Origin of the sequence: Catenulispora sp. EB89 (assembly GCF_041261445.1) — a bacterium.
Classification (GTDB): Bacteria; Actinomycetota; Actinomycetes; order Streptomycetales; family Catenulisporaceae; genus Catenulispora.
Map to the genome: position 1 here is coordinate 287,893 of NZ_JBGCCU010000009.1, position 24,741 is coordinate 312,633.

The 24,741-nt window shown below is 71.1% G+C and carries 21 protein-coding genes; 15 read left to right on the top strand and 6 right to left on the bottom strand.

Going from position 1 to position 24,741, the window contains the following annotated elements:
- The first annotated feature begins 129 nt into the window (after positions 1 to 129).
- Together ABH920_RS21710 and chrA are read left to right on the top strand one after the other, a co-directional pair.
- Entirely contained in the window at positions 130 to 669 is a 540-nt protein-coding gene (locus ABH920_RS21710) for an ImmA/IrrE family metallo-endopeptidase (protein WP_370350977.1), read from the top strand.
- A gap of 370 nt (positions 670 to 1,039) precedes the next feature.
- Positions 1,040 to 2,227, top strand: a complete 1,188-nt coding sequence (gene chrA / locus ABH920_RS21715) for a chromate efflux transporter (RefSeq protein WP_370350885.1) — start codon at positions 1,040 to 1,042, stop codon at positions 2,225 to 2,227.
- Positions 2,228 to 2,248: 21 nt separating this feature from the next.
- On the opposite strand, the gene ABH920_RS21720 is transcribed toward chrA, so the two are convergent.
- Both ABH920_RS21720 and ABH920_RS21725 read right to left on the bottom strand, forming a co-directional pair.
- The gene (locus ABH920_RS21720; protein ID WP_370350886.1) at positions 2,249 to 3,124 is read right to left on the bottom strand and encodes a universal stress protein; all 876 of its coding nucleotides are present in this window, start codon (positions 3,122 to 3,124) and stop codon (positions 2,249 to 2,251) included.
- A gap of 92 nt (positions 3,125 to 3,216) precedes the next feature.
- Positions 3,217 to 4,479, bottom strand: coding sequence for a cation:proton antiporter (locus ABH920_RS21725; RefSeq protein ID WP_370350887.1), 1,263 nt, complete (start codon positions 4,477 to 4,479; stop codon positions 3,217 to 3,219).
- 233 nt (positions 4,480 to 4,712) lie between these two features.
- On the opposite strand from ABH920_RS21725, the gene ABH920_RS21730 reads away from it, so the two are divergent.
- Together ABH920_RS21730 and ABH920_RS21735 are read left to right on the top strand one after the other, a co-directional pair.
- Positions 4,713 to 5,015: a hypothetical protein gene (locus ABH920_RS21730; RefSeq protein WP_370350888.1), complete on the top strand. Its 303-nt coding sequence runs from the start codon at positions 4,713 to 4,715 to the stop codon at positions 5,013 to 5,015.
- Positions 5,016 to 5,113: 98 nt separating this feature from the next.
- Entirely contained in the window at positions 5,114 to 5,782 is a 669-nt protein-coding gene (locus ABH920_RS21735) for a response regulator (protein ID WP_370350889.1), read from the top strand.
- 63 nt (positions 5,783 to 5,845) lie between these two features.
- Here ABH920_RS21735 and ABH920_RS21740 read toward each other — a convergent pair whose 3' ends face one another.
- Positions 5,846 to 7,561 (bottom strand): GAF domain-containing protein, encoded by a 1,716-nt coding sequence (locus ABH920_RS21740; protein WP_370350890.1) that lies wholly within the window; start codon positions 7,559 to 7,561, stop codon positions 5,846 to 5,848.
- Positions 7,562 to 7,727: 166 nt separating this feature from the next.
- Between ABH920_RS21740 and ABH920_RS21745 the strand changes: the two genes are divergently transcribed.
- Positions 7,728 to 8,153 (top strand): pyridoxamine 5'-phosphate oxidase family protein, encoded by a 426-nt coding sequence (locus ABH920_RS21745; RefSeq protein ID WP_370350891.1) that lies wholly within the window; start codon positions 7,728 to 7,730, stop codon positions 8,151 to 8,153.
- A gap of 28 nt (positions 8,154 to 8,181) precedes the next feature.
- Here ABH920_RS21745 and ABH920_RS21750 read toward each other — a convergent pair whose 3' ends face one another.
- Positions 8,182 to 8,745, bottom strand: coding sequence for a carboxymuconolactone decarboxylase family protein (locus ABH920_RS21750; protein ID WP_370350892.1), 564 nt, complete (start codon positions 8,743 to 8,745; stop codon positions 8,182 to 8,184).
- 270 nt (positions 8,746 to 9,015) lie between these two features.
- Between ABH920_RS21750 and ABH920_RS21755 the strand changes: the two genes are divergently transcribed.
- On the top strand, positions 9,016 to 9,897 hold the full coding sequence (locus ABH920_RS21755; protein WP_370350893.1) for a universal stress protein: 882 nt from the start codon (positions 9,016 to 9,018) through the stop codon (positions 9,895 to 9,897).
- Positions 9,898 to 10,530: 633 nt separating this feature from the next.
- Here ABH920_RS21755 and ABH920_RS21760 read toward each other — a convergent pair.
- Complete coding sequence (locus ABH920_RS21760; protein ID WP_370350894.1) at positions 10,531 to 11,100, bottom strand: hypothetical protein; 570 nt, start codon at positions 11,098 to 11,100, stop codon at positions 10,531 to 10,533.
- Positions 11,101 to 11,313: 213 nt separating this feature from the next.
- Here ABH920_RS21760 and ABH920_RS21765 point away from each other — a divergent pair, with 213 nt between their 5' ends.
- The 4 genes from ABH920_RS21765 to ABH920_RS21780 all read left to right on the top strand — a co-directional run bounded on the left by ABH920_RS21765 (position 11,314) and on the right by ABH920_RS21780 (position 18,106).
- Positions 11,314 to 13,701, top strand: a complete 2,388-nt coding sequence (locus ABH920_RS21765; protein ID WP_370350895.1) for a phosphoketolase — start codon at positions 11,314 to 11,316, stop codon at positions 13,699 to 13,701.
- The gene (locus tag ABH920_RS21770; protein WP_370350896.1) at positions 13,698 to 16,403 is read left to right on the top strand and encodes a GNAT family N-acetyltransferase; all 2,706 of its coding nucleotides are present in this window, start codon (positions 13,698 to 13,700) and stop codon (positions 16,401 to 16,403) included. Before ABH920_RS21765 ends, ABH920_RS21770 begins: the two co-directional genes overlap by 4 nt.
- 37 nt (positions 16,404 to 16,440) lie before the next feature.
- Positions 16,441 to 17,316, top strand: coding sequence for a universal stress protein (locus tag ABH920_RS21775; RefSeq protein ID WP_370350897.1), 876 nt, complete (start codon positions 16,441 to 16,443; stop codon positions 17,314 to 17,316).
- A gap of 103 nt (positions 17,317 to 17,419) precedes the next feature.
- Complete coding sequence (locus ABH920_RS21780) at positions 17,420 to 18,106, top strand: hypothetical protein (RefSeq protein ID WP_370350898.1); 687 nt, start codon at positions 17,420 to 17,422, stop codon at positions 18,104 to 18,106.
- 33 nt (positions 18,107 to 18,139) lie between these two features.
- Here ABH920_RS21780 and ABH920_RS21785 read toward each other — a convergent pair whose 3' ends face one another.
- Complete coding sequence (locus ABH920_RS21785; protein ID WP_370350899.1) at positions 18,140 to 18,652, bottom strand: hypothetical protein; 513 nt, start codon at positions 18,650 to 18,652, stop codon at positions 18,140 to 18,142.
- A gap of 24 nt (positions 18,653 to 18,676) precedes the next feature.
- On the opposite strand from ABH920_RS21785, the gene ABH920_RS21790 reads away from it, so the two are divergent.
- The 5 genes from ABH920_RS21790 to ABH920_RS21810 all read left to right on the top strand — a co-directional run bounded on the left by ABH920_RS21790 (position 18,677) and on the right by ABH920_RS21810 (position 24,741).
- Positions 18,677 to 20,701 carry a universal stress protein gene (locus ABH920_RS21790; protein ID WP_370350900.1) on the top strand — a complete coding sequence of 675 codons (2,025 nt, stop codon included), beginning with the start codon at positions 18,677 to 18,679 and terminating at the stop codon, positions 20,699 to 20,701.
- 396 nt (positions 20,702 to 21,097) lie between these two features.
- On the top strand, positions 21,098 to 22,000 hold the full coding sequence (locus ABH920_RS21795; RefSeq protein ID WP_370350901.1) for a fructose bisphosphate aldolase: 903 nt from the start codon (positions 21,098 to 21,100) through the stop codon (positions 21,998 to 22,000).
- A gap of 71 nt (positions 22,001 to 22,071) precedes the next feature.
- Positions 22,072 to 23,844: an oleate hydratase gene (locus ABH920_RS21800; protein WP_370350902.1), complete on the top strand. Its 1,773-nt coding sequence runs from the start codon at positions 22,072 to 22,074 to the stop codon at positions 23,842 to 23,844.
- 112 nt (positions 23,845 to 23,956) lie between these two features.
- A complete protein-coding gene (locus ABH920_RS21805) occupies positions 23,957 to 24,289 on the top strand; it encodes a YbaB/EbfC family nucleoid-associated protein (protein ID WP_370350903.1) in 333 nt (110 codons plus the stop codon).
- A gap of 5 nt (positions 24,290 to 24,294) precedes the next feature.
- Complete coding sequence (locus tag ABH920_RS21810) at positions 24,295 to 24,741, top strand: hypothetical protein (RefSeq protein WP_370350904.1); 447 nt, start codon at positions 24,295 to 24,297, stop codon at positions 24,739 to 24,741.

Here is a 24,741-nt window from a genome sequence, read left to right on the forward strand (position 1 = left end):
TCGGAGCCCGCCGCAAACGAATCACCATCACTCGGAAGTATCGCGCGTTCGCTTTGGGAGGTTAGCGTGGTGACCCGGTTCCCACGATCCGGCAGGATCTCAACGGCCTCCGGCTGGCCGTCGAAGTCAATCGACACCTCCGCGGCCCGTCCGGCTCGCCGCAAGCACCTGCGCCGTCTGCGGCAGCGCTGCGAACAGCACATCGTGGATCTCGCGCTGCCCAAGCCGTCCGACCTGACCACCTTGCGCAGAACGCTCGAGGAGCACCGGAGCCGCTCGATCGTGCTGGTCCCGATGCCCATGCCCGCCTGGTATCCGTGCGGGATATGGGTCGCCGCCGAAACAGAAGAGCTCATCTTCTACGACACCAACACCACCAGCGCCCAGCAGGAACACATCATCCTGCACGAACTCGGCCACATCGTCTGCGGCCACCACGGCGCCGGGCTGCTGGACGACACGAGCGCCAAGTCGCTCTTCCCCAACCTCGATCCGGAGATCGTGCGCGACATGCTCATGCGCACCACCTACGACGACGTCCAGGAGCAGGAGGCCGAAATCGCCGCGCACCTGCTCGCCGAACGCCTCGTCCGCTCCTCGTGCCACGTCGACCAGAAGTCCGCCATCGAGGAAAGCACGATCGAACGCGTCGAACGCGCACTGCTGTAGACCGGTCGGCCGCTGTCGCACTGAGGAGTGCCGCCGCCGTCGTCGTCGCTGAGTTCCCCTGGGCCGCCGATGTGTCGGTGCCGGCCGCCGAAACCTTCGCCTCATGGGAGATCGCCGAAGTCAGAACGAAGGTCGCCGCCAGACCCACTTGCACGGTCCGCCAGGTCGGCGTCGAGAACCGATGCAGCTGCGAGTCACGGAGTGCTTCACGGTCGCCGGACGAGTTCATGGCCGCCAGTACCGCCGCCGGAATGCTAAGGCCCGGCTAAGGGCCGTTCAAGAGTCCTTCCAGATCCGCCGAGGCCGCCGGTGATATAGCGTCCTGGCGATATCGGATCCCGCGATCGGCTGGTAGAGGCAGGGAACAGACTTGAGCGGCGGAGCAGAAGCGACACCGCGTCGCCCGAGCGACCCCGGCCTGGCCACCATCGCTCGCGAGTGGGGCCGGATCGGCTGCGTCGGCTTCGGCGGGCCGCCCGCGCACATCGCCCTGCTGCGCGAGCTGTGCGTCAAGCGGCGCGGGTGGCTGAGCGAGACCGACTTCGAGGACGGGGTCGCCGCGACCAACCTGCTGCCGGGGCCCGCCTCCACGCAGCTGGCGATCTACACCGCGTGGCGGCTGCGGGGTGTCGCCGGGGCGGTCGTCGGCGGCGTGTGTTTCATCGTGCCGGGCCTGGTGCTGATCCTCGTGCTGGCGGCGCTGTTCCTGGCCGGGCATCCGCCGTTGGCGGTGCGCGGCGCCGCGGCCGGAGCCGGGGCGGCGGTCGCCGCGGTGGCAGTGCACGCGGCCTGGGGCTTGGTCCCAGGCAGCTGGAAGCGTGCCGGGACGAGTCGATCCGCGCGGGCCCGCTGGATCTGTTACTCCGTCCTCGGCGCCACAGCGGCGGTGTTGGTCGGCCCGTGGCTGGTGGTGGTGATGATCGGCACCGGCCTGGTGGAGGTCGCGGTGCGCACCGGAGATCGGCGTCCCCGCAGCGGCCGGGGCGTCGCGCCTTTGCCGCTGGCGGCCGTCGCCCCCGCGACCGGCGGGCTGCTCGCGCTGGCGTGGGTGGCGTTCAAGGTCGGCGCGTTGTCCTACGGCGGCGGGTTCGTCATCATCCCGCTGATGCAGCACGACGCCGTCCACACCTACCACTGGATGAGCGACGCCCAGTTCCTGAACGCGGTGGCGCTGGGCCAGGTCACCCCGGGGCCCGTGGTGCAGACCGTCGCCGTCGTGGGCTACGCCGCCGCCGGTGTCGGCGGCGGGCTGCTGGCCGCGCTGGTCGCGTTCGGGCCGTCGTTCCTGTTCGTCGTCGGCGGCGCCTCGCACTTCGACCGGCTGCGCGCCGATGCCAGGGTTCAGGCGTTCCTCACCGGGGCCGGCCCGACCGTCGTCGGCGCCATCGCCGGGTCGGCAATCCCGCTGGCGGCGGCGCTCCAGCACCTGTGGCAGTTCGGGATCCTGGCCGCGGCAGCCGGGTGGCTGCTGGTGGCGCGGCGCGGCGTCGTCAGCGCCCTGATCGCCGCTGGTGTGCTGGGCGCCGGGGCGGCGGTGATCGGGTGGCCGGTCGGGTGACCAGCCACGTGACCAGCACCGTTACGACACCGGCACCACCGCGATCGGGCACGCGGCGTGGTGCAACAGCGTCTGCGTGACCGGCCCGATCTGCATCCCGTGCCGGCCCTCGCCGTGGCGCCTGGCACCAGTCACGATCAGATCCGCGCGCTCTGCGGCCTCGACCAGCAGGCGGCCGGCCGAGCCGGTGGCGACCTGGTGGAACGGCTGCATTCCCGGGTAGCGGTGCTGGACGGACTGGATCAGCGCCGCCAAGCGGTCTTCGCGTTCGCGCTCGATGAGGGCGATGTCGTCGGCGATTCCAGGGTCCTGCTGACCGTAGGACACGATCCAGGGCTCGTCCCAGACGTGGATCACCGTGATCCGGACGCCACGCCGGGAGGCCTCGGCGAAAGCGAAGTCGAGAACGGGCTCGCAGTACTCGTCGATGTCCACCGCCGCCACGATGCGCTCGTGGGTGACGTCGGGCTCACCGCGCACCACCAGGACCGGGCAGCAAGCGTCGGCCAGCGCGCGCATCGAGGTGGAGCCCACCTGCAGGCCGGTGAAGCCGCCCTGGCCCCGGCTGCCGAGCACCAGCAGGTCCGCGCTGTGGGCGGCCTGCGCGATGATCTTGCCGGCGGGGCCGACGAGCGCGTACGGCGTCGCCTGTACCTGCGGGCGGCGTTCGTGGACCCGGTCGACGCCGTGCTGCGCGACGGCCTCGGCCGTCTTGCGCGCGGTGTCCTGCGGATCCGCGTCCTGGGCCGACTGCGCCGAGCCGGAGGAGTCCGGCCGGCGGAAGGCGGTGACGACGTTCAGCGTCGCGCCGCGCATCGCCGCCTCGCGGGCGGCTTGTTCGAGGGCGACCTCGCTGTGCGGGGTCTGGTCGTAGCCGACCACGACGGTGGACTTCATCATTCCTCCAGAGCGTTCAAGCGTGCGCGTTGTTCGCGCTGCTTCCACACTCGCCGCCCCGGCAGACCCGTCCCAGGGCCCGAAGTCCCGGTTCAGGCGGGCCGGTCGGCACCTGGCTCGGGCTCCGGCTCTGGCTCGGGCTCGGGCTCGGGCTCTGGCTCTGGCTCCGGCTCCGGCTCCGGCTCCGGCTCCGGGCCACCGTGTACGGCACCCGACCCCGTATCCCCACGCTTCGCACCACGCTCGGCGATCGCCGCGGCCCCGGCCGTCACCGCGAGGCCCACCAGGGCGGCCGTCAGGATCGCGCCGCCTTCCCCGGTCCGCAGCAGACCGGCCCGCTCCCCGATGGTGACCGCCGCGACCGGCACCCCGAGCTGCGCGCCGGCCAGCACGGCGAGCGGCAGCGGCTGGCCCAGCAGGCGAGCGGCTGCGTGCACCGCGACAGTCGCCACCACCAGAGCCCCTGCCAAGCCGATCAGCCGGGGATGCTTGATCAGGTCGTCGAGCTGGAGTGAAGCGCCCAACCAGACGAAGAACACCGGCCCCAGGAAACCGTCGGCCACGGCGAACAGCTGACGGGCCAGCCGACGCGGCTCGCCCTGAGCCGCCAGTATCAACCCGGCCGCGAACCCCGCGAGCATCACCGACACCCCGACCGCCTCGGCCAGGCCGGCCAACCCGAACACGATGATCAGCTGCTCGCGCAACTCCAGCCCGAGATTCCGGCGCCGGCTGAGCTGGTGCAGCCGACGCTGCCAGCCCCGCCTCCGGAGTTCGCGCAGGATCAGGAACACCGCCAGGCCGGCGCCCGCCACCGCCAGCGCCCCGAGCAGCGCGTGCCCGGCCCGCGACGGCTGCTCGGCCAGCGGCAGCAGCACGATCGCGGCGGTATCCGCCATCGCGACATGAGCCGTCATCACCAGCACCGGCGGCGAGGACAGCCCGGCGTCCTGGACCACCGGCAGCACCAGCGCGGCCGAGCTCGACGCCAGCAGCACCGCGTAAAGCCAACCGTGCCCGGTCCCGAACACGGCCGCCACGCCGAGCCCAGCCGGCACCGCCAACACCCCGGTGAACACCGCCAGGACCGCGCCGCGCCCCAACGCCGGCCGCAGCCGCGGCGCACCGACCGGAACATGGCTGCCCGCGACCAGCATGATCAGGGCGAACCCGGCCTGGGCCAGGAAGGCCAGCACCGGCCCGTTCGGGTCCACCCACCCGAACCCGGTCCGGCCGACGACCACCCCGGCCACGATCTCGCCGACCGCCACCGGGACGGCACCTCGGGGCGAGGCGGCCAGCAGCGGGCCGACCAGGCCGACGGCCAGCACCAACGCGAGGACCGCCAGGCTCACGCGTTCCTCCTTCGATCAGGCATCTCGTTCTTCATTGAACACCCCTGATCGCCCGCCATAGCGACAGAGGGCTGAGGCGGGCGCGCGATTCGCGCTAACCCCGACCGGCGGCGTCTCCCCGCTCCAAGCACGGGTCGTTCGGCCCGGACCTCTGGGGATCAAAGCCTCTGAGGGGTCCGGGCCGGCGGCACGATTCTTGAGGGAAAGAAGGAACCCACAGAGAGATCACGGCCATGACCATCACCAGCAACGACCAAGCACCCCCGGCCCCGGAGGCCGCCCTGCAAAGTCACGATGCCTACCGTGACGTCCTACTCGCCGTCCAACGCGCCCTGGCTGCGAACTGGGACGACGACCAGCCGCGCATCGCCGTGATCGAGCGCGACGGGATCGCGACCGCCTACGTGAGCACCGCCACGGCCCTGCAGCCCACGGTCCGGGCCGACATCCGTGGCGCGGTCCGGTCCGCGCTCGCGCCGCACATACCGCTCGCGCCGTACACCAAGGTCGTCTTCCTCCGGCGCGGGGCTCCCTGAGCGGGACGAGAACAAGGGACTTTCGGCCCGTCCCGTCGAACCCGCGGCACCCTATTGTTCGAAACAGGACGAGCGACCGGTTCACAGGAGGCGGCACCATGGACGGCGACAGCGGCGGCAAGATCGGCGTGTTCCTGCTGGACGACCACCAGGTCGTCCGGCGCGGGCTGAAGGACATGCTGGAGGACGAGCCGGACTTCACCGTCGTCGGCGAGGGCTCCACGGCCGCCGAAGCCCTGGCCCGGGTGCCGGCGCTGCGGCCGCGGGTGGCGGTGCTGGACGTGCGGCTGCCCGACGGGAACGGCGTGATGGTCTGCCGTGAACTGCGCTCGAAGCTGCCGGAGCTGTCCTGCCTGATGCTGACCTCGTTCCCCGACGAGGAGGCGCTATTCGACGCCATCATGGCCGGCGCCTCCGGCTACCTGCTCAAGCAGACCCTCGGAGCCGACCTGGTCGCCGCCGTCCGGACCGTCGCCGGCGGCGAATCGCTGCTCGATCCGAGGCTCGCGGCCAAGGTGATGGCCAAACTTCGCGCCGCCGACGAGAAAAAGGACCCCCTCTCGCAGCTGACCGCCCAGGAGCACAAGGTGCTGGACCTGATCGGCGAGGGGCTGACCAACCGGCAGATCGCCGAGCGGATGTTCCTGGCCGAGAAGACCGTGAAAAACTACGTCTCCGCGCTGCTGGCCAAGCTCGGCCTCACGCGCCGGGTGCAGGCCGCGGTGCTGGTCTCCGAGATCAAGTCCGAGCAGGCGCGACACCACTGAGACACCACTGAGACACCGCTGAGACACCGCTGAGGGCCTGCGGGACGCGGTTCGACACCGGCGTCAGTCGTCCAGCGGTACCCGCCACACCAGGACGGTGCCGCCTTCCTCGCCGGGACCGGTCGTGAACTCCCCACCCAGCGCGGCGGCCCGCTCCGCGAGGTTGCCCAACCCGCTGCGCCGCCCGCCCTCCGGCAACCCGACGCCGTCGTCGGCGACCCGCAGCGCCAGGAAGCCGTCGGCGGTCGCCACGTCCACCTCGACCTTCGTGGCCTTCGCGTGCCGCGCCACGTTGGACAGCGCTTCGCGGGTGACCGCCAAGGCATGCTCGGCCACCGCGTCGGAGACCTCGTAGTCGACGGGTCCGGTGAACCGGACCGCGGGGCTGAAGCCGAGAAGGTCCGCAACGTCCTGACACAACCGCAGCACCTGCGACCGCAGCCCCGGCACCTCGTCGGTCGTGGCGTGCTCGGACAGCGCGAAGATGGTCGAGCGGATCACCTTGATGGTGTCGTCGAGCTCGGACACGGCCTTGTTGACCCGGTCCCGCACCGCCTGCTTCTCAGTGATCTTCAGCACCGACTGCAACGTCATGCCGGTGGCGAACAGCCGCTGAATGGCCAGGTCGTGCAGGTCGCGGCCGATACGGTCGCGGTCGGAGTACAGGTTCAGCAGGTCAACGTCGGCACGGCGGTCGGCCAGTTCCAGCGCCACCGCGGCCTGCCCGCCGACCTCGGTCAGCATGTGGGTGTCGACGGCGTCGAACGGCAGGGCCCCGAACCGTTTGCCGGCGACCAGGACACCCCGGACCTTGCCGGCCGCGCCCAACGGTGCGATGTAGGCCGGCCCCAGGCCGAGATTCTTCCACACCGGCTGGGGCTCCCGCTCGCCGTCGACCACGGCGTGCCCCGCGCCCGCGACGAACACCGAGCCCACCTCGGAGTCCGCGATCGGCAGGGACGTGCCTCGGACCCGGTCCGCGCCGAGGCCCGCGGCGACGTGGACCGTCAGGTTCTCCGACGCGGCGTCCGGAAGCATCACCAGCACCAGCTCGGCGCCGGCCATGTCCCGCACCCGCTCGACCAGCACGGCCAGCACGTCGCGGCTGTCGGCACCGGAGAGCAGACCACGGGTCAGCTCCGCGGTGACCTCCATCCGCCGCTGGCGCCGCTGCGCCTCGTCGTACAGGCGGGCGTTGTCGATCGCCACGCCGGCCGCGGCGGCCAGCGTGGTCAGCAGGGTCTCGTCGTCGGCGTCGAACTGCGCGCCGCCGTGTTTCTCGGTCAGGTACAGGTTGCCGTAGACCTTGTCCCGGACCCGGATCGGGACACCGAGGAAAGTCCGCATCGGCGGATGGTTGTCGGGGAACCCGAACGACGCCTCGTGCCCGGCGATGTCCGGCAGCCGCAGCGGCGCCGGATGCCGGATGAGCTGGCCGAGCAGCCCCATGCCGGTGGGATACGGCCCGATCGCGTCGATCTCCTGCTGGGACAGGCCCACGGTGACGAACCGCTCCAGGCGGTCGCCGCGGCCGTCGATCACGCCGAGCGCCCCGTACCGGGCGTCCACCAGCTCGGTGGCGGTGGCGATGATGGTGGACAGCACCTGGTCCAGCTCCAGGCCGCCGGAAACCGCCAGCACGCCCTGCAGCAGCTGCTGGACCCGGTCCCGGGTCGCCCGGATCTGGGTCACGCGGGAGATGAGCTCGTCCAACAGCTCGTCGAAGCGCAACTGCGGCAGCAGTGCGTTCCTCGGCTCGTCCGGCTCTCGATCGGCCATCCCCGAGCCGCCTTTCCAGGACGGTGCGCGAGCCGACGGCCCGCATCGGCATCCCTGTCACGGCCAGACTAGTCGGCGGGCAGTCGCCGGGAAACAGGCCGTATGGCTGGCGAACAGGGTCCAAAGACCCTTACCGCGGACTCCCGGCCATGGCGACCATCGAACCATGACCGTGGAACAGAGCATGGAGCACTTCAGCGAGGCCGAGGCGCTGGCCCTCGCTGAGACGGTGCCGGTCGGGCGGATCGTCTACAGCCGCTACGCCCTGCCGGCCGTCTTCATCGTCAACTTCAAGCTCGACGGCCGCGACATCATCTTCCGCACCCGCAAGGGCGCGATGTTCGGCGCCGGGGTCGCCGGCTCCGTGGTCGCCTTCGAAGTCGACCGGATCGACGAGCAGGCGCACGACGGATGGATGGTGACCTTCCTCGGCCGCGCCAAGCTCATCACCGACCCGGCCGAGCAGACCCGGCTGGGCCGGCTCGGCGTCGAGCCATGGGCCCCCGGCGAACGGAACTACTTCATCAAGGTCATCACAGAACGCATCGTCGGTCGCCGCATCCCGCACGGCGACGACGACGAGGCCGAATGACGGAAGGGCCGGGTGGCCCGGGTTCCCGTCACGCCGACTGGTGAGCGGGCGCAGCCCCGGCAAGGGGCAGGTACCCGTCCCGCACCAGCCGCTGGGCGCCGGCGGCATAGCCTGCCGGGTCGTCGGGCGTGAAGGTGGCCATGCCGTCGACGTACCGGTTGAACATGCAGAAGGCCGCCGCGATCAACACCGTGTCGTGAATCTCCGGATCCGTCGCCCCGGCCGCGCGCGCACGCTCGACCAGCTCGGTAGTGACGCTCCGACCACCCCGCTGCACCGCCGACGCGATCTCAAGCAACGCCTTGAGCTTGTCGCTGATCGGGGCGGATCCGAGATCGGCGCGGATGACGTTCAGATCGAGGCCCTCCGGCAGCTGGGCCGTGGTGAACGCGGCGTGGCTGGCGGTGCAGAACCGGCACTCGTTCAGCCCGGAGACGTGGGTGCCGATCAGCTCACGCTCCCATCGCTCCAACGTGCTCGGCCCCCGGAGCAGGATCTCCGCCAACTCACTCATCGGCCTCGCGGTCTCGGGCCGGTAGGAGAACAGGGATCGGATTCCGGGCAGCTCGTTGCCCAAGTCGATGTGCGGCACAGCAGTCCTCCAAGGTCAGGGCGCTGATGTCCGAAGGTCTGGCCAGGCCCAGCACGGTTTCGCACCCGGATTCCAGGAAGCACAGTAGGAACGGCTCCCGGCGCGTGCTTCTTCGAACGTGCCGAAGTTCGTCAGCTTCGGGCCCTGCCGTGCGCGAAGGACTCCTAGTCCCGATGACACCGGCGTGCCAGGCCCTTCGGCCCTGACCGAACAGCCCGATCCGCACGAGCCTGGAAGGAGCCTGATTCCCTGACCCGAAGGAGCACGATCATGACCGGACCCGTGGTCGTCGGCATCGACGACTTCGAACACTGCGACCACCTGGTCGCCGCGGCCGTCCGCGAGGCGCAGCTGCGCGAGACCGCACTGTGGCTGGCGCACGCCTACTACGGCTACGCCCCGATAGCGCAGGGCCTCCCGCCGGGCTACACGCCGAATCAGGTCCTGCGCGACGCCGCCGAGGAACAGCTGCGGCGCCTGGCCACCAAGCTCCAGACCGACCAGCCCGAACTGCACCTCCAGATCGCGGCCGTAGCCGGGCCCGCCGCCCCGGCGCTGGCCGAGGTGGCGAACCTCGCCTCGCTGCTCGTCGTCGGCGGCCGGGGCCGCGGCGGCCTGGCCGGACAGCTGCTCGGCTCGGTGTCGCTGCGGGTGCTGGCGCACGCCGACTGCCCCGTACTGGTCGTCCGCGGCGACCGCGACCCGGCCACGAACCGCGTGCTGCTCGCCCTCGACGCGGACGGCGACCCGGCCACCGGCCCGGAGGTCCTGGAGTTCGCCTTCGTCGAGGCGGCGCGCCGCAACGCCGACCTCTACGCCTTCACCGTGTGGGAGGACCCGCTGCTGCTGTACGCCTACGGCACCGGACTGTTCGCCCACGACCAGCGCAACACGGCACTGCGCGACGGCCGCGAACGCCTCGCCGCGACGCTGGCGCCGTGGAAGGAGATGCACCCGCAGCTGAAGGTGTCCAGCGACGTGCTCGCCGGACTGCCGGCCAAGCTCCTGGTGGAGGCCACCGAGCTGGCCGACCTCGTGGTCATCGGCGGCAGGGCCCACCGCGACGGCGAAGGCGGGATGCGGGTCGGCGCGATCGCGCACACGGTGCTGCACCACGCGCAGTGTCCGGTCGCGATCGTGCCCGAGCACTGACTTTCACAGCGTCTCGTGGCGGGAAACCATCACGAGACGCCGCCTACCGGGCATACGCTGTCGCTCCGACATGGACACGGGGCAGGTCACAACTCCCCGGCAGGAGCGCGACGCGCTCGTCCAGGCCGGACAGGCCATCCAAGCAGCTCACGCCCCGAACCCGTGGAGCTTCAGCCGGCACGGGCTCAAACTCGGAGACACCGCGGCCGCTCTGCATGACATCGTCGTCCGCCCAGACACCAAGGGCGCTTTCCAGGCGGTTGCCACGACCACCGGATCGGCGGTCATCGAAAGCGACGTCAGCATCGGAGCACTCTGGGCCTCACTGCCGGACTTGGGAAGCACTGCGGTCCCCCTTGCGACCATCGTGGTCGGCGGACGTACCGTCCCCCGCACTCCGCCGGATCCGCCTCCCGCACCGCGGGGCAGCGCGTACCTCGACACTGAGCTTCCCGACGATGCGGCACGTCACCGAGCTGTCCGAAACGGAGCTGGCGGAGTTCTTCCGTCAGCGTGCGATCCGGTGCTGTTTCAGAAGCCCATGCGGTACTGGTCCTGAAAAGGACCCGGCCGCCACGACAGTTCTCTGTCGTGGCGGCCGGGCCGCTTAGGGGCCACTCACCCCAGCACCGCTCACATAAGCGGCGTCCTGGTGCTGGGGTTCTCGGCGAGCTCGGCGATCGTGTTCGGGACGTGGATCTTGCGCCGGGAGAGCTCGGTCAGGCCGGTGACGGCCAGGGTGGCCGCGCCGATGCCGAGGAAGGCCAGGCCCAGGCCGGTGACCAGGTAGGTGACCTCCCACGCCTGGTAGGCGCCCATCAGGGAGCCGCGCAGCGACTCGCCCATGAAGGCGGTCTGCTTCTCGCCGGCGAGCTTGGTGTCGGTGGGGGCGGCCATGGCCGCGGTGGAGACCTGGGAGTAGGTCCTGCCGCCGGTGGCCTCCTTGATGTGCGTCTCGATCATGTCGGCGTAGGCCTTGGCCTGCGGGCCGGTGGTGACCTGCCGGCCGGCGTAGGCGGCCTGGGCGGCCGGCAGGCCCGAGGAGCCCTTGGCCGGGAAGCTGATCAGCTGCTCCGAGAGCTGGCTGGTGACCTCGTGTTGGCCGTGCACGCCCTCGTAGATCATGACCGGGCCGGCGACGATCAGTGCGACACCGGTGAGGGAGGCGACGCCGGTGGCCAGGGTGCGCGGGGTGATGTTCATGGTGTCCTCCGTGGACTTCGTCAGGTGTCTGATGCGGTGACACCGAAAGCCTCCTACCTGCGCGACCGCGCCGAACCGGCCATGCGGCGCCTTTCCACCGGGCCGAAAGTCCCCTCTGGACCGGGCCTTGCGCCGCTGCCGGGTCAGGCGCGGTCGATCGACGATGGCCGTGTGGCCACCGACGGCCCGTCCGGAAAGAAAGGTCCTGTTGCCATGACCATCCACGACCACGCCGTCCACCTCGACTCCGTGCGCCTCGACACGGTCGACCGCTACTGGCGCGCGGCCAACTACCTGGCCGCCGGCCAGATCTACCTGCGCGACAACGCCCTGCTGCACCGCGGCCTGGAGCCGGCGGACATCAAGCCGAGGCTGCTCGGGCACTGGGGCACCAGCCCCGGCCTGAACTTCGTCCACGCGCATCTCAACCGCCTGATCAAGGAGCACGACCTGGACCTGATCACCGTCCTGGGCCCGGGCCACGGCGGCCCGGCCGCGCTGGCCTGCTCCTGGCTGGACGGCACCTACCCCGACCACTACCCGGACGTCACCCGCGACGAAGCCGGCATGACCAAGCTGTTCGCCGCGTTCTCCGCGCCCGGCGGCGTGCCCAGCCACATCGCCGCGAACGTGCCCGGCTCCATCCACGAGGGCGGCGAGCTCGGCTACAGCCTGGCGCACGCCTTCGGCGCCGCCTTCGACAACCCGGACCTGATCGTGGCCTGTGTCGTCGGCGACGGCGAGGCCGAGACCGGGCCGCTGGCCACCTCCTGGCAGAGCATCAGGTTCCTGAATCCGGCCTCTGACGGCGCGGTCCTGCCGATCCTGCACCTGAACGGCTACAAGATCGCCAACCCGACCGTGTTGGACCGCATCCCGCGCGAACAGCTCGACGGCCTGCTGGCCGCCCAAGGCTGGGATCCACGCTGGGTGTTCGGCGACGACCCGCACCTGATGCACAACAAGATGGCCGAGGCCCTGGACGGCGCCCTGGCCACGATCCGGCTCATCCAGGACGTCAAGCGGAACCCGAAGGCCGCCCAGAACGGCGTCCCGCCGTGGCCGGTGATCATCCTGCGCACGCCGAAGGGCTGGACCGGCCCGCAGACCGTGGACGGCGTGCAGATCGAGGGCACGTTCCGGTCGCATCAGGTCCCGCTGGCCGGCGTCCGCGAAAACCCCCAACACCGGCACATGCTGGTCGACTGGATGAAGTCCTACCGCCCCGACGACCTCTTCGACCACTTCGGCCGGCCCAAGCCCGAGATCCTGACCTGCGTCCCCGACGGCGACGCGCGCATCGGCGCCAACCGCCACGCCAACGGCGGTGTCCTCACCCGCTCCCTGGAACTGCCTCCGACCGCCGACTACGCCGTCCCGGTCGCCAAGCACGGCGAGACGCTCCACGAGCCGACGCGGGTCCTGGGCACCTGGCTTCGCGACATCATCGCCGCCGACGCCCCGCACAACACCTTCCGGCTGTTCGGCCCCGACGAGACCGCCTCCAACCACCTGGACGACGTCTTCGAGGTCACCAACCGGGTCTGGACCCTGCCCACCAAGCCGACCGACGACCACCTGGCCCCCGACGGCCGGGTCATGGAAGTGCTCTCCGAGCACCTGTGCCAGGGCTGGCTGGAGGGCTACCTGCTCACCGGCCGACACGGGATGTTCTCCTGCTACGAGGCCTTCATCCACATCATCGACTCGATGCTGAACCAGCACGTAAAGTGGCTCAAAACCGCGCGGGCGCTGCCCTGGCGGGCCCCGGTGCCGTCGTTGAACTACCTGCTCACCTCACATGTGTGGCGCCAGGACCACAACGGCTTCTCGCACCAGGACCCCGGGTTCCTGGACCACGTCGCCAACAAGACCGCCGACGTGGTGCGGCTGTACCTGCCGCCGGACGCCAACACCCTGCTGTCCGTCGCAGAGCACTGCCTGAACAGCCGCGACCTGGTCAACGTGATCGTCGCCGGCAAGAACCCCAGCCAGGACTGGCTCTCCCCCGAGGACGCGCTGCTGCACTGCGAGCGCGGCCTGGGCATCTGGGACTGGGCCGGCACCGAGGACGACTTCGCCACCGAACCGGACGTGGTGCTGGCCTGCGCCGGCGACGTCCCCACCCTGGAGGTCCTGGCAGCCTCCCAGCTGCTGCGCCAGCACCTGCCCGGACTGCGCGTGCGCGTGGTCAACGTCGTGGACCTGATGCGCCTGCAACCCGAATCCGAACATCCGCACGGCCTGCCCGACGCCCAGTTCGACGCGATCTTCACCGTCGACAAGCCGGTCATCTTCGCCTTCCACGGCTACGCCTCCCTCATCCACCGCCTGGCCTACCGCCGGCACGGCCACGCCAACCTGCACGTGCGCGGCTACAAGGAGCAGGGCACCACGACCACGCCGTTCGACATGCTGGTCCGCAACGACATGGACCGCTTCCAGCTGGTCTGCGACGTCATCGACCGGGTCCCGCGCCTGGCGCCGAAGGCCGCCACGGTGCGGCAGGTGATGACCGACGCCCGCGCCCGGCACCGCGACTGGATCGTCGAACACGGCGAGGACCTGCCGGAAATCCGCGAATGGACGTGGACGGCATGACCGGAACCGCACCCGTCACCAGGCCTGCGGCCCCGGCCGGCGAAATCGTCCACGCGCTGCTCACCGACGGCGCCACCGTGTCGATCCGGCCGACCACGCCGCAGGACCTCGACGGCCTGAACGCGATGTTCGCCGGGCTGTCCCCGGAGAGCCTGCGCATGCGGTTCTTCGCCTCCGGCAGCGCCGCCGGCCGCAGCGCCGCCCAGCGGTTGTGCGAGCCACACCCGGACCGCATCGCCATGGTGGCGTCGGTCCGCCGCGGTGAGGGCGAGGAGATCGTCGGCGAAGGCGAGGCCTGGCGTCTGCGCGCTCACGCCGACGCCGCCGAGGTCGGCTTCACCGTCGCCGACGGCTGGCGCGGCCGCGGCATCGGTACCCTGCTGCTGGAACACCTCGCCGACGCCGCCCGCGCCATCGGGATCCGGACCTTCGTCGCCGAGACGCTGTCGGAGAACCTGGCCATGAAGCAGGTCATCGCCTCGGCCGGACTGCACCACAGCGCCACCTTCGAACACGGCGGCACCGTCTTCCACGAGATCGACCTCGCCGAGGACGACGCCTACCTGGACGTGGTCGCCGACCGCGAGTTCGCCGCCAGCGCGGCCTCCCTGCAGCCGCTGTTCCGGCCACGCGGCGTCGCCGTGGTCGGCGTCGGGCGCCGGCCCGGCGGCGTGGGCCGGGCGATCCTGGACCACCTGGTCACCGGCGAGTTCGACCGGCCGCTGTTCGCGGTGAACCCGCACGCGGACGAGATCGCCGGCGTGCCATGCGCACACTCGATCGAGCTGCTGCCGGATCAGGTGGACCTGGCAGTCCTGGCGGTGCCGCCGGACGCGTTGGTCGAGGCGGCGATCGCGTGCGGGCGGCACGGAATAAGAGCCCTGACCGTGGTCACCTCCTCGGTGCTGAAGTCGGTGGGCACGACGCTGAGAACGGTGTGCCGCCGGTACGGCATGCGCCTGGTCGGCCCCAACGGCCTGGGCGTCGCCTCCTTCGGAACCGATATCTCGATGGACGCCACGTTCGGGCCGCACACGCCACTCGGCGGCACGGCCGGCGTGGGCGTGCAATCCGGCGGCGTGGGCATCGCCATCCTGGACCACCTGTCCCGGCTGGGCATCGGCGCCGGCTCCTTCGCCTCGCTCGGCGACAAGGCCGACGTCTCCGGCAACGACCTGCTCGCCTGGTGGTCCGCCGATCCGGCCATAAAGCTGGTGCTGCTGCACCTGGAATCCTTCGGCAATCCGCGCAAGTTCGCCCGCTACGCGCGCCGCGTGGCCCGCACCAAGCCGGTGCTGGCCGTCATGGCCGGACGCTCGGCGGCCGGATCCCGAGCCGCCGCCTCGCACACCGCCGCGGCCGTCACCCCCGGCATCACGCGGGAGGCCCTGTATCGGCAGGCCGGCGTCATCGCCACACGCTCGGTCGCCGAGCTCGTCGAGGCCGCCGCGTTAGTCCGGACCGGGCTGCTGCCGGCTGGACGCCGCATCGCGGTGGTGTCCAACGCCGGCGGCACCGGGGTCCTGGCCGCAGACGCCTGCGCCGAGGCCGGCCTCGCCGTCCCCGAGTTCAGCGACGCGCTGCGGGAGCGTCTCAGTGCCCTGCTGGGCCCGGCCGCCGCCTGTGCCAATCCGGTCGATGCCGGGGCGGGGGCGAGCGGGACGGCGCTGCGTGACGCGGTGGAGACGGTCGCCTTGTCCGGCGAGGTAGACGCCGTGCTCCTGCTGCTGGTCCCGACGGCGCTGGCCGACTTGTCGCCGACGCTCGCGGTGGACGCCCGGACCGGGGCGATGCCGGTGGTCGCGGTGCTGGTGGACCAGGCCGCCGGAGTCGAGACCGTAATGGGCGCCGACGGGCGGTTCCTGCCGTGTTACGGCGACGCCGAGACTGCGGTCAGAGCCCTGAGTCACGCCTGCGACTACGCGGAATGGCTGCGCCGCCCCGGCGGCGAGGTCCCGCAGCTGCCAGGCGTCCGCTCGCAGGATGCGGCACGCCTGGTCTCGCTGTTCCTGGCCGCACACCCCGAAGGCGGATGGCTGCCCCCGGACCGCGCCGCCGATCTGCTGGCCTGCTACGGCATCCACTGCGCGCGCCTGGTGCTGGCCACCGACGAACAGACCGCCGTCACCGCCGCGGCGGTCTGGGACGGCCCGATCGCGATGAAGGCGTACTGGCCGGAGCTGGTGCACAAGAGCGACGTCGGCGGCGTGCTGCTCGGCCTGTCCGGGCCCGACGAGGTCCGCGACGGCTGGCGGCGGCTGCACGAGCGCTTCGGCGAGCAACTAGCCGGCGTGGTGGTGCAGGAAATGGCGCCGGACGGGGTCGAACTGCTGGCCGGCGTCGACAGCGACGCGGTCTTCGGACCGCTGGTCGCCTTCGGTATCGGCGGTACGGTCACCGACCTGGTCGCCGACCGCGCCTACCGGCTGGCCCCGCTGACCGGCGCGGACGCCGACGAGCTCGTCCGTTCCACGCGTGCGGCCCGGATGCTGGCCGGCTTCCGGGGCCGCCCCGGCGGGGACGTGGCGGCGGTGCGCGATGTGCTGTCGCGACTGGCGCTGCTGGCCGCCGAGCAGACCTGCGTGGCCGAAGCCGAGATCAACCCCCTGATCGCCACCCCGGACGGGGCCATGGCCGCCGACTTCCGGATCCGGGTGGAACCCCGCACACCGACCGATCCCTACCTGCGCCGCCTCCGCTGAGTCGGCACAGATTCCGGTTACGAGCTAAGGAGTCATCATGAATCGCACCGTCATCGTCGGCTACGACCAGAGCCCGTCCGGCGACCGCGCGCTGGCTCAGGCTGGACGCGAAGCCGCCTGGCGCGACACAGCCGTCACCGTGGTCACCGGTTACCACACGGTCGCCGTCGCCTCGCCGATGGGCTACCTGCCGACGGACTTCCAGACCGCGGTGAAGGACGCCGCCGACAAGATCGCCGGCGACGGCGTGCAGTGGCTGCGGAACCGCTACCCGGGGATGCCGGTCGACGCGAAAATCATCGCCGGGCCCACCGCCGACGCCATCGCCGAGGCCGCGCGCGACGCCGACCTGCTGGTACTCGGCAACCGCGGCCGGGGCGGCTTCGCCGGCCTGCTGCTCGGCTCGGTGTCGATGCGCACCCTGACGCTGGCCTCGTGCCCGACTTTGGTGGTGCGCGGCACGCCCCGAGAGCCCGCCGACACGGTCGTCCTCGCACTCGACATCGAGGACGTCGGCGACCCGGTCGTCGAGTTCGCCTTCGCCGAGGCGGCACTGCGCGAGGCCAGGCTGAGGGTGGTCAACGTCTGGGACCTGGGCTGGGCAGGCTCCGCCGACCCAGACTCCCCCGACGACCTGGACACGGCCAAAGCCCAGGCGGTCGCAGACATCCGCAAGGCGATGGAGACCCAGCTGAACCACTGGCAGGCGAAGTACCCCGACGTCCGCCTGGCCGTCGAGGTCGCGGACGGCACGCCGAGCGCGGTGCTGACCCGCGCCACCGTGGACGCCGACCTGATCGTCGCCGGCGCGCACCGGCGCGACGACGGCCGTCTCGGGATGCGGCCCGGCCCGATCGTGCACACGCTGCTGCACCACGCGGACTGCCCGGTCGTCGTGGTCCCGCGCGGGTGAAGGAGGAGAGATCTGCCGACGTCGAGATCCACAGGTCTCTGCTGTAATGGCCCCGGCGCAACGGATCCGCAGCGCACTGACACCACCAGCGATCGGGGCCCCGATGACGGTGAACAGCAGCCAGACACACCCGGTGCACAGCGCCGCCGCCCTCAGCGGCCTGCTGCTGCGCGCCCTCGACCTGGCGCAGGACGTCGTCGCCGCCCGATACGCACGCGTAGAGGGCCGCGACGACGTCGTTCTCGCCCGGGAACTGGCGGTCCGCCTCGCGCAGACCGAGGAGGCCGCCGCGCGCCTTGGCAAGGACGTCACCGCCGCCTGCGACCGCGAGCACCTGCCAGACCTGGCCGCCGCACTCGGCGGTACGAGGACCGGCGTGCTGGCCGACGTCCACCGGCGGTTGACCAACGCCGCTCACAATGCCGACAGGCTGGCGGACTGGCCGGGCATGGACTACCTGCGCGGCTTCCAGGCCGCCCGGTGCAATGCCTACGCCGCCCTGCTCCGTCTGGCCGCGCCACTCGAACTCGCGCTGACCCACGCCGTGCAGCTCGCGGCCGACTCCCCGCCGCCGAACGCCGGCCCGGACTACACCCGGGACTTCGCCGTGGCTGCCGGATGCTCGGCGGAGTTGTCCATGCGGCTGCGGCAAACCTCCGACCACGCAGGGCTGGAGCAGGCACGGCCCAAGCTGGTCGTGGTCGACCTCCGCGCGGAACGCGAGCTGGCCGCCACGTGCGCCGAAGCGCTTACCCGCGCGCTCGCGGCAACCGCGGCGACCGCGTTGTGATCCTCACGTTGTGATTGTTCGAGCCGACGTCCCTCACGGCTCCGGGAACAGCCCGTGCCAGGGGAACACCGCACGCCGCGTCAGCATGACCGCCCCATCCACCGCGTCGGCCGGGTCGTAACCGGACTCCCAGGCGCGCGGATCCGGGTCGTGGCCGTCGGTCATGACGCCGATCACCTCCGCGCGGCCGGTGGTCTGCCGGGCGAGTGCCAGCCACTCCTGCGGAATCACAGCGACCGGCGAGATCGGATGTCCGGCTGCCTCGGCGAGCAGATGGGTCCAGGTGCGCGGAACGACGTCCGTCGTCTCGTAGCCGCCTCCGCCGACCGCGACCCAGCGGCCGGGGAGACCGCGATACTCCCGATCTTTCGGAACGCCACGCCCGCAGAGCGTTCCGCGAACTGGCTCCAGACCGCACATCGCCAGGCCCGCGCCAGCCCCCACCAGCGCCGCGACACGTGCCGAAAGTCCCGGGTGCCCATGGCTAAGGACCCTGAAAAAGCAGGTGCCTCCGAAGGTTGACTGGACTTCGGGTTCGGAAACCACCACTTCTCGGTCGGAGGCAAGCCGATGACGATCCAGACACATCCCCGTCCCACCGCGGCAGACGCGACAGACGCGGCGCACGCCCAGCACAGCCGCGGGCGCCTGCGCATCTACCTCGGTGCCGCGCCGGGTGTCGGGAAGACCTACGCGATGCTGGCCGAAGGGCAGCGGCGTCGGGCGCGGGGCGCCGACGTGGTGATCGGGCTGGTCGAGCCGCACGGCCGCAGGCTGGCCGCGGCGATGGCCGAGGGCCTGGAGACGGTGCCCCGGCGCACGGCGGTCCACGCCGGCGCCACGTTCACCGAACTGGACGTGGAAGCCGTGCTGGCCCGCGCACCGCAGGTGGCGCTGGTCGACGAACTCGCGCACAGCAACGTGCCCGGCAGCCGGAACGCCAAGCGCCGGCAGGACGTCGAGGAACTGCTCGCAGCCGGGATCGACGTGGTGGCCACCGTGAACATCCAGCACCTGGAGTCGCTGGCCGACGTCGTGGAGCAGATCACCGGCGTGGTGCAGTACGAGCGGCTGCCCGACGCCGTCGCGCGCGCCGCCGAACAGGTCGAGCTGGTCGACATGGCCCCCGAGGCGCTGCGGCGGCGCATGGTCCACGGCGACGTCTACCCGCCGGATCGCGTCGAGGCGGAGCTCACCCACTTCTTCCGGCCGGGGAACCTGACGGCGCTGCGCGAGCTGGCGCTGCTGTGGGTCTCCGACCGCGTCGAGGAGGGCCTGGAGCGGTACCGGGCGGACCACGCCATCGCCAAGCCCTGGGAGACCCGCGAGCGGATCGCCGTGGCGCTGGCCGGCGGGCCGGAGGGCGTTGCGCTCATTCGGCGGGCCGCACGGATCGTGACCCGTACCCCGGGTGCGGAGCTGCTGGCCGTGCACGTCGTCGTCGACGACGGCCCGGCGTCCCGGGAATCCGCGGACCTGGCGGAGCAGCGGCAGCTGGTCGAGGCCGCCGGCGGCATGTGGCACGAGGTCGTCGGGGAGGACGTGGCCGCCAGGTTGGCCGCGTTCACCCGGGCCTATCAGGTGACGCAGCTGGTCGTCGGTGGCAGCGGCGCCGGCAGGCTGTCACGGGTGATCGCCGGGCCGGGAGTGGGCTCTCAGGTGCTCCGGCTGGCAGACCACGTCGATGTGCACTTGGTCGCACGCGATCAGGCCTCCGGTCAGCCGCCCCGGCAGCGGACACCGAACGGCCGGCGCGCAACGCGGGCCGAGGCCGACGCGGTGAAGGAGCTGGCACTCACCGCGGTGCGCGGAGGCGGGGTGACCGAGCTGTTGGAGGTCGTCCGCGACCTGCTCGCGCTCGACGCGATCAGCCTGCTGGAACCAGGCCGGTCGATATGGGCCGGCGAGGGCCTGGAGTCTTCAGCCGACAACACGCCGGCGTGGTACGTCATGGCCGGCGCCGGAGACAACCCCCCGGAGCAGCCGACGGCTTTCACGGTGTCGCTGGGCTCGGAGGGCCTGCTGCTCGCCGCCCAGTGCGCGAACCTGAACCCGGCCGGCCTTCGGGTACTGACCTCGTGTTCGGATCTGATCGCCGCGGCGCTCAACGGCATCCTGCGCCCGGGCCCGCTCGCGGAGCAGCCCGGCTCGCCGATCGGACTCGAGTCGGAGGTGTACCTCCGGCCCGTCGACCTGGACGAAGTCGTCGCCGCGGTCCTGGGCGACCTGGAACCGGGCCACGGGCTCGGCGTAACCCTCGTCGGCGACGTGCCGGACGCGGTCGCCGATGCCGCGCTGCTCACCCGCGCCCTCACCGGGCTCGCCGCCCTGGCGCTCCGCCGCAGCCCGAAAGACCAGGCTGCTCGGATCAGCATCCACGCATTGGATGAAACGGTCGAGATCACGATCTGCGACGACGGCGAGCGGATGAGCCAGCCGGACGCCGAACCGTCGGTGCGGCTGGCGCGCTCCCTGCTCGACTCCATGCACTGCACCCTCCGGGTACTCTGCGACGATGCCGGACTCACCGCCACCGCGATCCTGCCGGCGGCGGCACGGACGGCGCTGAAGGTCGGCAGCGGAATCAGCCGCTGACTGAGCGTCCCGCTCCCGCTCGCTCGCGGACGGCGCCGCGGCACCGCGGCGCCATCCGGCCCGGCAGATCCAGGACGTTCGGCCCTGGGACGCGCGCACCGACTCCGACATCGGCCTGGTGGTCGACGCACGTTCGTCGGACACTCGGCCGGACCGACCGCGCGGGAGCTCGGCACCTACTGGGCGCTGCGCTCGACCGGGCGCCGCCGTACGCCGTGCCGCCCGCACCCCGATTCGGCGCCGCAGCCGTCCCCGCCAGGTCCGCCGTCGAAGCGATCCTGGAGCACGAAACCGTCGGCGCGTACCCGACGCACAGCGCGGCCGAGCATGCCGTCGACCGGAGCCGGTCAGCGCGCCCGAGTGCCCGACATCAGTCCCGGTGCGAAGATGACAACCATGGACACCGCCCAATTCGCCGTGATCCGCTCAACTCCGGGCTTCTTCGCGGCACTCGACCAAAGCGGCGGCAGCACGCCGAAAGCCCTGGCCGAGTACGGCGTGGCCCCCGACAGGTACACGAACGACGCGGAGATGTACGACCTGGTCCACGCGATGCGGACACGTATCGTAACCAACCCCGCCTTCGACGGGACGCGCGTCCTGGCCGCCATCCTCTTCGAGCAGACCATGACCCGTGCGGTCGACGGTCTCCCCACCGGGCAGTACCTGTGGGAGAAGAAGCACGTCGTGCCGTTCCTGAAGGTCGACAAGGGGCTGTCGGACTCCGAGCACGGTGTGCGGCTGATGAAGCCGATCGACGGCGTCGACGACACGCTCGCCGAGGCGAACCGGCATGGGATGTTCGGCACCAAGATGCGTTCCGTGATCGACGACGCGAACCCCGCCGGGATCCAGTCGATCGTCGACCAGCAGTTCGACCTCGCCGCACGAATCGCCGCCGCCGGGCTCGTCCCGATCATCGAGCCTGAGGTGAGCATCGCCAGCCCGCGCAAGGCGGAGGCTGAGGAGCTGCTGCGCGAGGCGCTGGAGCGGGGCGTCGCCGCGTGGCGGGCCGACACGCCGGTCATGCTGAAGCTGACCATCCCGACCAGGGTGGCTCTGTACGCGGACCTGGCCGCCGATCCCCGCGTGCTCCGGGTGTTGGCGCTGTCCGGCGGCTACTCGCGCACCGAGGCGTGCGAACTGCTCGCCCGGGACCCGAGCATGATCGCGAGCTTTTCGCGCGCGCTTCTGGAAGGACTCCGCGAGGATCAGAGCGAGCGGGACTTCACGGCTCGGCTGGACGCCTCGATCGCCGAGATCTACCGGGCCTCCACGGTGAAGCAGCCGGCCACCTAGGACGGCCGTGCACTCGTCCGGCCGGCGCAGCACGGCGTGCGCGACGCCGCCCTGAGGGCTTGGGTGGTCGCATGGACTACACCAGCGGCAACTACGAGGCGTTCGCCCGGCCCCGCAAGCCGGCCGGCGTCGACGACAAGACCGCCTGGTTCGTCGGGGCCGGTCTGGCCTCCATGGCCGGCGCGGCGTTCCTGATCCGGGACGGGCAGATGCCCGGCGGCCGGATCACGATCCTGGAGCGGCTCAAGCTGCCCGGCGGGGCCCTGGACGGCATCAAGGAGCCGAAGAAGGGCTTCGTGATCCGCGGCGGCCGGGAGATGGAGAACCACTTCGAGTGCCTGTGGGACCTGTACCGGTCCATCCCCTCGCTCGAGATCGACGGCGCCAGCGTGCTGGACGAGTTCTACTGGCTCAACAAGGACGACCCGAACTCCTCCCTGCAACGCGCGACCGTCGAGCAGGGCCAGGACGCGCACACCGACGGCCTGTTCACCTTGAGCGATCGCGCGCAGAAGGAGATCGTCAAGGTCTTCCTGGCGTCCCGGGAGCAGATGGAGGGCAAGCGCATCGACGAGGTCTTCGGCGAGGACTTCCTGCGCAGCAACTTCTGGCTGTACTGGCGCACCATGTTCGCGTTCGAGGAATGGCACTCGGCGCTGGAGATGAAGCTCTATCTGCACCGCTTCATCCACCACATCGGCGGCCTGCCCGACTTCTCCGCGCTGAAATTCACCAAGTACAACCAGTACGAGTCACTTGTCCTGCCGCTCTACCGATGGCTGCTGGACCAGGGTGTGTCGTTCAAGTTCGACACCGAGGTCACCGACGTCGACTTCGCGTTCGACGCCACGACCGCGCGCAAGCAGGCCTCGCGCATCCGCTGGATCGCCGCCGGCGCCGAGGGCGGAGCCGACCTGGGCGAGAACGACCTGCTGTTCACCACCATCGGCTCGCTCACCGAGAACTCCGACGAAGGCGACCAGCACACCCCGGCCCGCCTGAACACCGGCCCCGCCCCGGCATGGGATCTGTGGCGCAGGATCGCGGCCAAGGACCCGGCGTTCGGCCGCCCGGACGTGTTCGGCGCGCACATCCCCGAGACGAAGTGGGAGTCGGCCACCGTCACCACGCTCGACGCCCGGATCCCGGAGTACATCCAGAAGATCTGCAAGCGCGATCCGTTCAGCGGCAAGGTCGTCACCGGCGGCATCGTCACCGTGAAGGACTCCGCGTGGCTGCTGAGCTGGACGGTGAACCGGCAGCCGCACTTCAAGCAGCAGCCGAAGGACCAGATCGTCGTGTGGGTGTACTCGCTGTTCGTGGACACGCCCGGCGACTACGTGAAGAAGCCGATGCAGGACTGCACCGGCGCGGAGATCACGCAGGAATGGCTGTACCACCTGGGAGTCCCGACGGCGGACATCCCCGAACTCGCCGCGAACGCCGCGACCTGCGTCCCGGTGATGATGCCGTACGTGACCGCGTTCTTCATGCCACGCCAGGCCGGCGACCGGCCCGACGTCGTCCCGGAAGGCGCGGTGAACTTCGCTTTCATCGGGCAGTTCGCTGAGACGACCCGGGACTGCATCTTCACCACCGAGTACTCCGTCCGCACCGGCATGGAAGCCGTCTACCGACTGCTCGGCATCGAACGCGGGGTACCGGAGGTGTTCAACTCGACCTACGACATCCGCACGCTGCTGGCGGCCACCAGCCTGCTGCGCGATCGGGCGGTGGTGAACCTTCCGGGGCCCGCGCCGCTGCGCAACCGGTTGCTGAAGAAGCTGGACAGCACGGAGATCGGGGAGCTGCTCAGAGAGTCCGGACTGATCAGCGAGGATTGAATGTATATGCCATTCGTCGGGGCCGCGTTTGGACTTCGTCTCGACCCTTCTGCGGCGGCATGCGGCTCGACCAGACTCGTCGATGATCTGTTGTTCCGACGAAGAGGTGTCCATGCCGCCCACCGATGCCCTGGATGACGCTTACGAGCGCCTGCGCCGCGTCGAGCAGGAAGCGCTCAGAGCGCGGGAGGCGTTGGCCTCCGTCCACGGCACGGCACGCTCGCGCGACCGCACGCTCGTCGTCGAGGTCGGTCCGACCGGCGAGATCGAGACGCTGGACTTCCGGAGCACGGGGTACCGGGACATGGCACCGAAGGAGCTGGCCGCGTTGGTGCTCGGCACGGTGCGGGCGGCGTGGGCGGATGCGCAGGCTCAGGTCGAGGAGCAGACCAGGGTCCTGCGCGAGGAACAGGCCAGGCTGCTGGGCTCGCTCGATCGGGGCTGAGCGCGATGGCCGAGAACACCGCGGACACCACCAAGGCCCCGGATCCGACCGGTGGCTACCGCAACGCGCCGACCAGCGCGCCCGGCGGACCGGACACCATCGCGCCGGTCCCCACGCACATCGACACCGTCGGCCTGGTCGCCGTGGACCTGGACGCGCTCCGGGCCGCGGTCCAGGACTTCGAAGACCTCAAAGCGCAGGCCGACGCGCCCTACAAAGCCTCCAGCTCCTACAGCGCCGGCGCGCATCCGTGGGGCGAGGACCCGATGGGCGCCTCGTTCGAACAGAACTACCTGCCCAGCGCGCAAGCCGCGCAGCAGGCGCTGGAGTCGCTGGTCGACCTGTTCTCCGGGCTCGCCGACGCCCTGAGGGACACGCACCAGGGCTACCAGAACACTGATGACCACTCAAAGGCCGTGGTCACCAACCTCGCCAAGACCTCGGGGCTGTGA

Excerpts from the sequence above, each read along its gene's own strand:
- ABH920_RS21720 (WP_370350886.1), bottom strand. The coding sequence starts at position 3,124 with ATGAAGTCCACCGTCGTGGTCGGCTACGACCAGACCCCGCACAGCGAG.
- ABH920_RS21730 (WP_370350888.1), top strand. The coding sequence starts at position 4,713 with ATGACCATCACCAGCAACGACCAAGCACCCCCGGCCCCGGAGGCCGCC.
- ABH920_RS21735 (WP_370350889.1), top strand. The coding sequence starts at position 5,114 with ATGGACGGCGACAGCGGCGGCAAGATCGGCGTGTTCCTGCTGGACGAC.
- ABH920_RS21740 (WP_370350890.1), bottom strand. The coding sequence starts at position 7,561 with ATGGCCGATCGAGAGCCGGACGAGCCGAGGAACGCACTGCTGCCGCAG.
- ABH920_RS21745 (WP_370350891.1), top strand. The coding sequence starts at position 7,728 with ATGACCGTGGAACAGAGCATGGAGCACTTCAGCGAGGCCGAGGCGCTG.
- ABH920_RS21755 (WP_370350893.1), top strand. The coding sequence starts at position 9,016 with ATGACCGGACCCGTGGTCGTCGGCATCGACGACTTCGAACACTGCGAC.
- ABH920_RS21760 (WP_370350894.1), bottom strand. The coding sequence starts at position 11,100 with ATGAACATCACCCCGCGCACCCTGGCCACCGGCGTCGCCTCCCTCACC.
- ABH920_RS21765 (WP_370350895.1), top strand. The coding sequence starts at position 11,314 with ATGACCATCCACGACCACGCCGTCCACCTCGACTCCGTGCGCCTCGAC.
- ABH920_RS21770 (WP_370350896.1), top strand. The coding sequence starts at position 13,698 with ATGACCGGAACCGCACCCGTCACCAGGCCTGCGGCCCCGGCCGGCGAA.
- ABH920_RS21775 (WP_370350897.1), top strand. The coding sequence starts at position 16,441 with ATGAATCGCACCGTCATCGTCGGCTACGACCAGAGCCCGTCCGGCGAC.
- ABH920_RS21780 (WP_370350898.1), top strand. The coding sequence starts at position 17,420 with ATGACGGTGAACAGCAGCCAGACACACCCGGTGCACAGCGCCGCCGCC.
- ABH920_RS21790 (WP_370350900.1), top strand. The coding sequence starts at position 18,677 with ATGACGATCCAGACACATCCCCGTCCCACCGCGGCAGACGCGACAGAC.
- ABH920_RS21795 (WP_370350901.1), top strand. The coding sequence starts at position 21,098 with ATGGACACCGCCCAATTCGCCGTGATCCGCTCAACTCCGGGCTTCTTC.
- ABH920_RS21800 (WP_370350902.1), top strand. The coding sequence starts at position 22,072 with ATGGACTACACCAGCGGCAACTACGAGGCGTTCGCCCGGCCCCGCAAG.
- ABH920_RS21805 (WP_370350903.1), top strand. The coding sequence starts at position 23,957 with ATGCCGCCCACCGATGCCCTGGATGACGCTTACGAGCGCCTGCGCCGC.
- ABH920_RS21810 (WP_370350904.1), top strand. The coding sequence starts at position 24,295 with ATGGCCGAGAACACCGCGGACACCACCAAGGCCCCGGATCCGACCGGT.